Origin of the sequence: Massilia sp. H6, from assembly GCF_024802625.1 — a bacterium.
In the GTDB taxonomy this organism is placed as follows: Bacteria; Pseudomonadota; Gammaproteobacteria; order Burkholderiales; family Burkholderiaceae_D; genus Telluria.
The window spans coordinates 1,332,888-1,344,144 of record NZ_CP103371.1; the positions used below are offsets into that span (position 1 = coordinate 1,332,888).

6 protein-coding genes are annotated in these 11,257 nt (G+C 62.4%); 3 read left to right on the plus strand and 3 right to left on the minus strand.

Annotated elements, in window-relative coordinates:
• Window positions 1-80: 80 nt before the first annotated feature.
• A complete protein-coding gene (locus NRS07_RS05965; RefSeq protein ID WP_259211795.1) occupies window positions 81-812 on the minus strand; it encodes a 16S rRNA (uracil(1498)-N(3))-methyltransferase in 732 nt (243 codons plus the stop codon).
• Window positions 813-935: 123 nt separating this feature from the next.
• Here NRS07_RS05965 and tkt point away from each other — a divergent pair, with 123 nt between their 5' ends.
• The 3 genes from tkt (at window position 936) to NRS07_RS05980 (ending at window position 7,192) form a co-directional block, all read left to right on the plus strand.
• Window positions 936-2,933 (plus strand): transketolase, encoded by a 1,998-nt coding sequence (gene tkt / locus NRS07_RS05970; RefSeq protein ID WP_259211796.1) that lies wholly within the window; start codon window positions 936-938, stop codon window positions 2,931-2,933.
• A gap of 89 nt (window positions 2,934-3,022) precedes the next feature.
• Window positions 3,023-4,033 (plus strand): type I glyceraldehyde-3-phosphate dehydrogenase, encoded by a 1,011-nt coding sequence (gene gap / locus NRS07_RS05975; protein WP_259211797.1) that lies wholly within the window; start codon window positions 3,023-3,025, stop codon window positions 4,031-4,033.
• A 261-nt stretch (window positions 4,034-4,294) separates the two neighbouring features.
• A complete protein-coding gene (locus NRS07_RS05980; RefSeq protein WP_259211798.1) occupies window positions 4,295-7,192 on the plus strand; it encodes a TonB-dependent siderophore receptor in 2,898 nt (965 codons plus the stop codon).
• A gap of 57 nt (window positions 7,193-7,249) precedes the next feature.
• On the opposite strand, the gene map is transcribed toward NRS07_RS05980, so the two are convergent.
• A complete protein-coding gene (gene map / locus NRS07_RS05985; RefSeq protein WP_259211799.1) occupies window positions 7,250-8,014 on the minus strand; it encodes a type I methionyl aminopeptidase in 765 nt (254 codons plus the stop codon).
• Window positions 8,015-8,182: 168 nt separating this feature from the next.
• Window positions 8,183-11,095, minus strand: coding sequence for a TonB-dependent receptor domain-containing protein (locus NRS07_RS05990; protein WP_259211800.1), 2,913 nt, complete (start codon window positions 11,093-11,095; stop codon window positions 8,183-8,185).
• Between the last annotated feature and the right edge of the window lie 162 nt (window positions 11,096-11,257).

An 11,257-nucleotide genomic window follows, 5' to 3' on the forward strand; every position in this document is an offset into this window, starting at 1 on the left:
GTGCCGCTGCCTGCCAGGTACACACCCCCGCAACGGGCTTTCCTGTTGTGGGGGTTTTTTATTGGGATGGTTCCCTCACCCTACATGCCGCCCCACACCCCGCCCAGCATCGCCAGCGCCGCCAGCGCCGCCGTTTCCGTGCGCAGAACGCGCGGTCCGATCGACAGCGCCAGCGCGCCGCTGGCCAGCGCCGCGTCTTCTTCCTCGCGCGTGAAGCCGCCTTCGGGGCCCACCATCAGGGTCAGTGCCTGCGCCGCATTGGCCTGCGCCCAGCCTGCCAGCGACTGCGTCGCGCGCGGGCTGAGCAAGATGCGCGGCTGCGCGGGCAGGGCAGAAGCGCCTAGCCAGCGGCCGAAGTCGGCCACCGGCGCCAGGCTTGCCAGGCGGTTGCGCCCGCACTGCTCGGACGCCGCTTCGATCACGCCCAGCCAGTGGGCGTGGCGTTTTTCGGCGCGCTCGGCGGAAAGCCGCACCACGCTGCGCTGGGCCGCCAGCGGCTGCACGCCGGCAACGCCAAGCTCCACCGCCTTTTCGATGATCCAGTCCATCTTGGCGCCCTCGGGCAGGCCCTGGGCCAGGGTCACGGCATACGGCAGCTCGACCTCGACTGAGCTGAATTCGCCAACGGTGGCGCTGGCGCGCTTCTTGCCGATATCGGCCAGCAGCGCCGCATATTGGCCGCCACGGCCGTCGAACAGGGTCAGGGCCGCGCCCGGTTGCATTCTTACAACGTGCAAATGATGGGCAACCGATTCGGGCAGGTCGATGGTGGCGCCGCTGGCAAGCGGCTGTGGGGAATAAAAACGGGGCATGCGGTTCCTGGGGAGAGCGAGGCAAAGCTGCATTTTAATTCGGCAGCTAGGTGCTCTGGTAAAATACGGGGTTACGGCCAGCCGTTCCGCCACCGCTTCCCAATCCAGACGATACGTACTTTCATGAAATCTACGCAAACCACCACCTTGATGGCCAACGCGATCCGCGCGCTGGCGATGGACGCTGTCCAGAAAGCAAACTCCGGCCATCCGGGCATGCCGATGGGCATGGCCGAGATCGGCGTCGCGTTGTGGGACAAGCATTACCGCCACAACCCGGCCAATCCGGGCTGGATGAACCGCGACCGCTTCCTGCTGTCGAATGGCCACGGCTCGATGCTGCATTACGCGATGCTGCACCTGTCGGGCTACGACCTGAGCATGGACGACTTGCGCGATTTCCGCCAGTTGCACTCGAAGACCGCCGGCCACCCGGAAGTGTTCGTCACCCCGGGCGTGGAAACCACCACCGGCCCGCTGGGCCAGGGCATCGCCAATTCGGTCGGCATGGCGCTGGCCGAGTGGCTGATGGGCTACGAGTTCAATCGTCCAGGCTACGACGTGGTGGATCACCACACCTATGCCTTCCTGGGCGACGGCTGCCTGATGGAAGGCATCTCGCACGAAGTGGCCTCGTTGGCCGGTACCCTGCGCCTGAACAAGCTGATCTGGCTGTACGACGACAACGGCATCTCGATCGATGGCCGTGTCGAGGGCTGGTTCACCGACGACACGCAAAAGCGCTTCGAGGCCTATGGCTGGAACGTGATCCCGGCCGTTGACGGCCATGACGTGGCAGCCGTTTCCAGCGCGATCGAAGCGGCCAAGGCATCGAGCCGTCCGACCCTGATCTGCTGCAAGACCATTATCGGCAAGGGCGCTCCAAACCTGGAAGGCGGCGACAAGGTCCATGGCGCCCCGCTGGGCGACAAGGAAATTGCCGCCGTGCGCCAGCACCTGGTCTGGGATCCGGTACCGTTCGACATCCCGGCCGAGCTGTACGAAGCCTGGGATGCAAAAGCGCGCGGCGCGCAGCTCGAGACCGAATGGAACACCATGTTCGCCGAGTACCGCGGCAAGCACCCGGAACTGGCCGCCGAGTTCGAGCGCCGCATGCTGGGCCAGCTGCCAGGCAATTTCAGCGACGTGCTCGATGCCGCCATCGCCGCCTGCGTCGAGAAAAAAGAAACCATCGCCACCCGCAAGGCCTCGCAGAACGCGATCCAGGCCCTGGCGCCCAGCCTGCCCGAATTCCTGGGCGGCTCGGCCGACCTGACTGGCTCGAACCTGACCAACTGGAAAGAGTCGGTGGCGGTGCGCTCGGGCATTCCGGGTAACCACATCAACTATGGCGTGCGCGAATTCGGCATGGCCGCGATCCAGAACGGTGTCGCCCTGCACGGTGGCTTCATTCCGTTCGGTGCCACCTTCCTGACCTTCTCGGACTACAGCCGCAACGCGCTGCGCATGGCCGCGCTGATGAAGATCCGCTCGATCTTCGTGTTCACCCACGACTCGATCGGCCTGGGCGAAGACGGCCCGACCCACCAGTCGGTGGAACATGTGTCGTCGCTGCGCCTGATCCCGAACCTGGACAACTGGCGTCCATGCGACACGGTCGAATCGGCAGTGGCATGGGGCGCGGCGGTGCAGCGCAAGGATGGCCCGTCGACCCTGATCTTCTCGCGCCAGAACCTGCCGTTCATGGAGCGCGATGCCGCGGCGCTGGCCAATGTCGCCAGGGGCGGCTACGTGCTGCGCGACGCCGCGAATGCCAAAGTCATCCTGATCGCCACCGGTTCGGAAGTCGAACTGGCAATGAAGGCGGCCGATGCGCTGGCAGGCGAGGGCATCGCTGCGCGCGTGGTGTCGATGCCGTCGACCGACGTGTTCGATCGCCAGGATGCGGCCTACAAGGCGTCGGTCCTGACCCGCGGCATTCCACGCGTGGCCATCGAAGCCGGCGTGACCGACTTCTGGTACAAGTATGTGGGCCTGGAAGGGGCCGTGGTCGGTATCGACACCTTCGGCGAATCGGCGCCGGCGCCAGTGCTGTTCAAGCACTTCGGCTTCACCGTCGAGAACGTGGTGGCCAAGGTCAAGGTCGTCATCGCGAACTAATTGTTTTGATGCATGGCGCCCGGGACGGCGCCATGTTTTTATCCGGATCCTCGGTACGAGAAAAGCTTTTTTTTAATCAGGAGCAGAGTATGACGATCAAAGTTGCAATCAACGGGTACGGCCGCATTGGCCGCAACATCCTGCGCGCTTTCTACGAAGGCGGCAAACAGCAAGACATTCAGATCGTGGCGATCAACGACCTCGGCAACGCCGAGTCGAATGCCCACCTGACCCGCTACGACACCGCCCACGGCAAGTTCCCGGGCACCGTCACGGTCGAAGGCGACAACATGATCGTCAACGGCGATTCGATCCGCGTGTTCGCGCAGCGCAACCCGGCTGAAATCCCATGGGGCGAGCTGGGCGTGGATGTCGTGCTCGAGTGCACCGGTTTCTTTACCACCAAAGAAAAGGCTGCGGCCCACCTCAAGGGCGGCGCCAAGAAAGTCATCATCTCGGCCCCGGGCGGCAAGGATGTCGACGCGACCATCGTGTTTGGCGTCAACCAGGACGTCCTCAAGAGCACCGACACTGTCATTTCGAACGCCTCGTGCACCACCAATTGCCTGGCACCGCTGGTCAAGCCACTGAACGATGCGATCGGCCTGGAATCGGGCCTGATGACCACCGTGCACGCCTACACCAACGACCAGGTGCTGTCGGACGTGATGCACGAAGACCTGCGCCGCGCCCGTTCGGCCACCCAGTCGATGATCCCGACCAAGACCGGCGCCGCCGCCGCGGTCGGCCTGGTGCTGCCGGAACTGAACGGCAAGCTCGACGGCTTCGCCATCCGCGTGCCGACCATCAACGTGTCGCTGGTCGATTTGTCGTTCATCGCCAAGCGCGACACCACGGTAGAGGAAGTCAACGCCATTCTCAAGACCGCCTCGGAAGGCGCCCTGAAAGGCATCTTGACTTACCAGACCGAGCCGCTGGTCTCGATCGACTTCAACCATAACCCGGCCTCGTCGAACTTCGATTCGACGCTCACCAAGGTATCGGGTCGCCTGGTGAAGGTCTCGTCGTGGTATGACAACGAATGGGGCTTCTCGAACCGGATGCTCGACACCACGGTCGCGCTGATGAACGCCAAATAATCGGTTTTCAACGCTGTTACAGAACGCCCCGCAAGGGGCGTTTTTTATATGTAGAAACTCTTTTGGGGAGAATAAGGGTTTGCGTTAAATATAAACAACAAACAACAACTATCCTCGTGTTCGACGCGAATTAAGTTTTCTTTATCATAAGCCTCTGCGAGACTCTAATCCGCGCGCATGAATTACAGGCAACGAATACGAATACGAATACGAAGCCGATGCGTGCATCAACGATAACTATAAATCGCAGGATGGGGAAACGTGAAAACACCACAACTAAAATACAGCGTAGTCGCGGTCGCCATGGCCATCGCAGCCGCACCATGGGCCCACGGGCAGACCAGCAGCGTGGAAGCGCCGGCCACCGTGTACGTCACCGGTTCGAACCTCAAGCGCACTGACAAGGAAGGCACGCAGCCGATCCAGACCATCACCGCCAAGGAAATCCGCGAGTCCGGCGCGGCCACTGTTACTGAACTGATGCGCCTGGTGCCGTCGATGGGCACGGACCAGAACCTCGATACGAATGACGGCGGCTTCTCGCGCGGCGTCTCGACCGCCTCCCTGCGCGGGTTATCGTCGACCTCGACCCTGGTGCTGCTCAATGGCCGCCGCATGACGCCGTCTGCCTACGCTGACCCAAACAACGGCAACTCGACTCTGTATGACCTCAATTCGATTCCGCTGGCCGCCCTCGAGCGTGTCGAGATCTTGAAAGATGGCGCGTCGGCCGTGTACGGCTCCGACGCCATCGGCGGCGTGATCAACTTCATTACCAAGTCGAATTACCAGGGCCGCGAAGTGTCGGCGCGCATCAGCGGCAACGACAGCGGCAACTTCAAGCGCAAGGGCGTGAACTTTTTCGCCGGCACCGGCGACCTGGAGTCAAACGGCTATAACGTGTTTGTTACTGGCGATGTGTCCGAGCGCGACCGCGTGCGCCGCGAAGACGTCAAGGACATCAAGTTTGACGAATACAAGCGCTTGCAGAACCGCTACGCGACGCCTTACGGCAGCACCATCTCGGGATCGCCGATCTTCTATCGTGAATCGGCGCCGGGCTCGAGGTCGTTCACAGCGACCCAGGCCAACGCCGCCGACCGCCTGCGAGTGACTCTGAACTGCGATCCATCGCGCATACTGACCGGTTCGACCGCCATGGGACTGGCCGCCACCAGCGTGTTCATCAACCGTCAGTTCTGCAACTACGACCTGCCCCAGCATCTGGAAGGCATCAGTGACGGCCGCGATGGCAGCTTGATGAGCCGAGGCGTGCTCAAGCTGGGCGCCAACGCGCGCGCCTTCGCCGAATTGGCCTATGCCCGTACCGAGCGCACCTACGATTCGACCCCAATCGCGATCAGCACCGGCCAGACGACCAACTTTACCGCGACCGGCATTGCCCCGAGCTATCAGACGATCCTGCCGATCGGCCACCCGGATAATCCTTTCCCGAACGCGCGTGCTTCGGTCGCCTACCGTTTCGAAAATGCTCCGCGCGGCACCGAGACCATCAACGAAAATGGTCGCCTGCTCGCTGGCTTGCAAGGCACCAACTTCAACTGGGACTGGGAAGGCGCCTTCCTGTATAACGAAGCGCGTCGCAACGACAGCTACAAGGGCCGTCTCTCGCTGCCGGTCTTGCGCACCTTGAATGACGGCTCGACACTGGCGCAAGTAACTGCCAACCCGGCCCTGTTCCGCAGCACCGAGTCGAACGACAAGGCATCGATCATGCAATTCGATGTCAAGGCCAACACCACCTTCGGCAGCCTGCCGGGAGGTGCGGTCGGCGTGGCGGTCGGTGCAGAAGCGCGTCGTGAAAAGCTGGTCATGCGTCCTGACCCGGAATTGGCCGCAGGAAATATCTTTGGGTTGGCCAACACCGTCATCGATGGCGAGCGTGACGTCAAGTCGGGCTTCATCGAGATCCGTACACCGTTCCTGAAAAACTTCGAGATGGACTTCGCGGGCCGCTGGGACAAGTATGAAGGCATGGACGCCAACTTCGTGCCAAAGGTCGGCGCCAAGTGGACTGCCACCAATACCTTGGCTTTCCGTGGCACGTATGCCGAAGGCTTCCGTGCACCGGCGCTGTCGCAAGTTACGCCAGGCGGCGCCCAGTTCTTCCTGTCGAACCTGTTCGACCCGAAGCGGTGCGAGGCCGACGAGCGCACGCCCAAGCCTGGTGCGACCGAAGTAGACTGCCGGAAATCGGCATCGGGCACTGGCGGCGCCAACCCGGACCTGAAGCCGGAGACCTCGAAGAGTTATTCGTTCGGCATCCTGTTTTCGCCAAACACCAGCTGGGACTTCGGCATCGATGCCTACAAGATTCGCAAGGAAGGCGAGGTAGCACTGGGCAGTGCCTTCGATGCCCTGCGTAACGAAGATACCAACCCCGGCCTGATCGTGCGCGACCAGAATCCGGCCAACTTCATCACCGACGCTGCCGGCAAGCCGATCCCGGGTACCGGACCGCTGCTGATGGTGCGCGAGCCCTGGATCAATCAGGGCGCGGTCGAAGTGCGCGGTATCGACCTGGACGTGGCCTATCGCAAGAACCTGGGCTCGATGGGTAATTTCAGCGCCAAGCTGACCTCGGCGTACCTTCATTCGTACACGCTGCAGCAGGAGCCGGGCGACGCGCGGCATAACCTGGCGGGCTTCAACGCTGGCCTGATCGACTGGAATTTGTCGAGTGGCATCGACTTGCCACGCTGGAAGACGAGCATATCAGCGTCGCTGAGCCGGGGCGAGCACGCGTTTAGCGGTAGCATCAACTACACCGGTCCGGTGTCGCTGGCGCGCAAGTTCGACAACAACACCACCTACCCGATGTCGTTCTGCCACTACGCGCCTGCCGTGAATGCCGGTACCGCGGTCAACTTCCCGAGCGCGAGCGGTGCGGTGCCTGGCTACCTGGCCGCTTTCCCGGATTGCTCGGTCAGGGAGTGGATCCGTGTCGGCGTGGGTTACACCTATACCGGCATCAAGAACCTGGCGCTGACCTTCAACGTTCAGAACCTGTTCGACGAAGCTGCACCCTACGATCCGCGCTACGGCGCAAGCTCCGGCCAGCCGCTGGCCGGCTATAACGAAGGCCTGCACAACCCGTACGGCCGCTACTTCACGATCAGCGCGAAGTACAAGTTCTAACGGTCGTACGCGCAATAAAAAACCGGCCTCGGCCGGTTTTTTATTGTCCCTGCACCATCAAGCCTTCGGCCAGGGCGTCAGGATCTCGGCGCCATTCCTGGTCACCGCAATCATGTGCTCCCACTGCGCCGACAGCGAGCCGTCCACGGTCACGACCGTCCAGCCGTCGTCGAGCTGGTCGACGTCGGCGCCGCCCAGGTTGATCATCGGCTCGACCGTGAAGGTCATGCCTTCCTTGAGCAGCAGGCCGGTGTTGGGGCGCCCGTAATGCAGCACTTGCGGCTCTTCGTGATAGACGCGGCCAATACCGTGGCCGCAGTATTCGCGCACCACTGAGTAACCGGCACCCTCGGCCAGTTTCTGGATTGCGTGGCCGACGTCGCCCAGGCGGGCGCCGGGGCGCACCGCGCGGATGCCCGCCATCATCGCCTCATAGGTCGTGTCCACCAGTTTCTGCGCCTCGGGGCGCGGGGTGCCGGCAAAAAACATGCGGCTGGTGTCGCCGTGCCAGCCGTCCTTGATCACGGTGACATCGATGTTGACGATGTCACCGTCTTTCAGGATCTCTTTCTCGCTCGGGATGCCGTGGCAGACCACGCCGTTGACCGAGGTGCACAGGGTCTTGGGAAAGCCGTGGTAGCCGACATTGGCCGGCGTGGCTTTCTGCACCTTGCGGATGTACTCGTGGCAGCGGCGGTCGAGTTCTTCGGTGGACACGCCGGGCACGACGAATTCCCGGATCATTTCCAGCACCTCGGCGGCGAGGCGGCCGGCGACACGCATCTTGGCGATGTCTTTTTCGTTCTTGAGTTTGATGGTCATAGTGGCGGGCAAGAGACGGCTGGCCGGACACAAGATGCCGGCAGCAAAACCGCCATCATACCGCGCCAGCCGCGGCCGGACAGGGGACGGACGTAAAAATGCCCGCCGGGCAGGGCCGGGCGGGCATTCGGTCAGCTCTTCAGGACAGGGTCTTGCGACCCCGAACCATTAGAACGACTGGTTGTAGCGGACGTAGAAGAAGCGGTCCAGCAGCATGTCGGCATCGACCGACGAGGCCGAAGCCTGGGTGCTGTAGGCAACGCGTGGCTTCTTGTCGAAGGCATTGTTGATGCCGAACAGGATGCGGCCGTTCCACGAGGTCTTGTAGCCGACGCTCAGGTCATGGATGGTGACCGAACCGAGCTTGTTGGCGCCGGTACCGAAGGTCGCGTCGAACTCAGGCATGTTGCACTCGACATCGATATCCCAGCACTGGTCCTTGACCGGGCTGAAGTAACGGAAGCCCCAGGTCGCCGACCAGTTACCCTGCGACCAGTCGATCGAGTTGTTCGACTTGACGCGGTGATAGAAGTACTCACCGGCGTACTCGTTCCAGTCCACGTCCGGACCGCTGCGGGTACGGAACGAGTCGGTGTACGAGGTTTCGCTACGCAGGCTGAACAGACCGTAGGCGGTACGTGGCAGGCGATAGTTGATCGCCAGGTCCAGGCCTTCGGTTTCCATCTGGCCCAGGTTGGCGTTGCCGCGCGAGAGCTGGTTGATCTGGCCGGTGATCGGGTCACGCTTGATCACGCTGCAGAAGTTCGCGCTGCCTTCCAGGAAGCACTGGTTTGCAACATAGGTCGCGCCAATTGCGGTAATGCGGTTGGCGATGGCGATGTTGTACCAGTCCAGGCCGATGCTCAGGCCGGTCACGTACGATGGGTTGTACACGAAGCCGACAGTCTTGGTGACCGCGGTTTCCGGGGTCAGGAACTGGTTGCCGGCGCCGGCGTTAAAGGCCACCAGCGACTGGGTGCCGGTGGTGCTGGTGATTGGCGTACCGGCCTGGTTGACCTGACGGTAGTTGGCCGGGGTGGCGCCGGTGCCTGCGAAGCCGCTGGCGCAACGTGCCTGCACCGCTGGATCGCGCGAAGCTTCGCCGAAGCGGGTGTCGCATGGGTCCAGGAAGGTGTCGAACGACTGCGAAGCGCCGCCGGAGACGTCGTCCACGGTCGGTGCACGGAAACCTTCAGCCCAGGTACCGCGGAACAGCACGTCCTTGACCGGCTTGTACATGAAGCTGGCCTTGCTGTTGTTGGTCACGCCGAAGTTGCTGTAGTCGGAGTGGCGGGTCGCCAGGTTGAAGCTCAGCAGTTCAGCGAACGGCTTGGCTTTCAGCACAGGAATGTTCAGCTCGGCATAGGCTTCGCGCACGCTGTACTGGCCGATCGTTGGCTGGCCCGACAGGTTGGTCGAATAGCCCGACTGCGAGAACTGGTCAGGGATGTCATAGCCCTTGACTTCGCGGTGCTCGACGCCCACTGCCAGGCCCAGCGCGCCGGCTGGCAGCTGGAACAGTTCGCCGGCGATGTCGGCGTTGGCGTTGTTGATGGTCGAACCGTAGGTCTTGGTGCCCATGGTGTTGACATAGCGCAGCGCTTCCGGGGTCGAAGCCGATGGGCCGCCCAGGATGTCGAACGGCAGGCATTCGCCCAGGCCGATCGGCTTTGCAGCGGTGCCGCACTGGACCACGCCAGCGGCATTGCGGAACGAAGGGCCCAGGGCACGCTTCAGGTTCAGCAGGTTGATGTTGCCGGTGTCGGACTGGGTGCCCGAAACCTTGTTGTGGTTGTAGCTCACGCTCCAGTTCCACGCCAGGTCGCGGACCATGAAGTCGCCTTCAAGTGCCGCGTCCAGGTGCAGGGTGCGGTTTTCATTCTCGGTGACGCGCGGGATCTCGATCGTGCGGCGGTAGAAGTACAGGTCCTGGCCCAGGCCAGCACCGGCGACTTGATTGCCGTACGGGTTGAAGTAGCTGTCCTTGTCGACATACACCTTGTAGTTGGCCTGCGAAGCCGACTGCAGCGGGTAGCCTGCGATGGTGCGGGTCGACTTGCGCTGCGAGTACATCGCGGTGGTCTTCAGGCGCATCTCTTTCGGCAGCGCGATCTCGCCCTTGACGAACAGGGTGTCGAGGCGGTTCGGCGACAGCAGGTCCATGTCCTGGGTCGAGTTGTACTTGTCTTCTTTCGCGCCGACGTACGGGTGGTAGCTGTTCGGATTGCGCGAATCGGCGCCGGTGCCCACGCCGTCAAAGGTACCGGTGTGGTTCAGGATGCGGTTGAAGCCGCCGTTGGCCGCGCTGGTGTTGGCGCCGCCGCTGGCGCTGACCGGGGTGATACGGCCCCATGGCGAAGTGCCGAGGCCGTCGAACGGGTGGTCCGGACCGAAGCTGAACTTGGTGATGTCGCGGGTATCGGTGCGCACGATGCCTTGCTCGGTGTGCGACAGGCCGAACATCAGCGAAGCCTTGTCGTCGCCAGCGCCGTAGCTCAGCGAGAAGTCCTTGTTCTTGCCGTCGTTCTTGTCGAACTGGCCGGTGTAGAGCGACAGCTGGCCGCCCTGCATGTTCTTTTTCAGGATGATGTTGATCACGCCGGCGATCGCGTCCGAGCCGTAGATCGACGAGGCGCCATCCTTGAGGATTTCCATGCGCTCGATCATGGCCGACGGGATCGTCGACAGGTCGGTATAGCCAGCTGCGGTCTGGGTCCAGCGCTTGCCATCGACCAGCACCAGCAGGCGGTTCGCGCCCAGGTTGCGCAGGCTGACGTATTGGCCGCCGGCTTCGGCGTTCGAGGTCAGCGAGCCGCTGCGGCTGAAGTCAGGCGCACCGGCCGACGACAGGTTGTTCAGGATGTCACCGACGGTCACGAGACCGGTCTTCTGGATCTGTTCCTGGCTCATGATCTGGATCGGCTGGGCAGTTTCCAGGTCAACCTGGCGAATACGCGAACCGGTCACTTCGACGCGCTGCATTGGAGCCGAAGCTTCCTGGGCGATCGCGGCGGTCATGCCGAGGGTCATGCCGCCCAGACAGATCGCACGGATCGAACGGGACAAGAGTGTTTCCATCATGTTGCCAAACTCCTTGGGGTGAAAACGCGGCTGCACATTATGCAGTCCAGCCACTGGGTAGGGTCGCGGAGCGACTACGCAAGAAAAAGCCTGATGTTTCCGTCAAACTTATTTTCAAGTAGGCAATAGAATCATCTGGAGCATTTCCCTGTCAACTGTGCA

Bases quoted from the DNA above. Each gene is read 5' to 3' on its own strand.
- NRS07_RS05965 (WP_259211795.1), bottom strand. From the start codon at position 812: ATGCCCCGTTTTTATTCCCCACAGCCGCTTGCCAGCGGCGCCACCATC.
- tkt (WP_259211796.1), top strand. From the start codon at position 936: ATGAAATCTACGCAAACCACCACCTTGATGGCCAACGCGATCCGCGCG.
- gap (WP_259211797.1), top strand. From the start codon at position 3,023: ATGACGATCAAAGTTGCAATCAACGGGTACGGCCGCATTGGCCGCAAC.
- map (WP_259211799.1), bottom strand. From the start codon at position 8,014: ATGACCATCAAACTCAAGAACGAAAAAGACATCGCCAAGATGCGTGTC.
- NRS07_RS05990 (WP_259211800.1), bottom strand. From the start codon at position 11,095: ATGATGGAAACACTCTTGTCCCGTTCGATCCGTGCGATCTGTCTGGGC.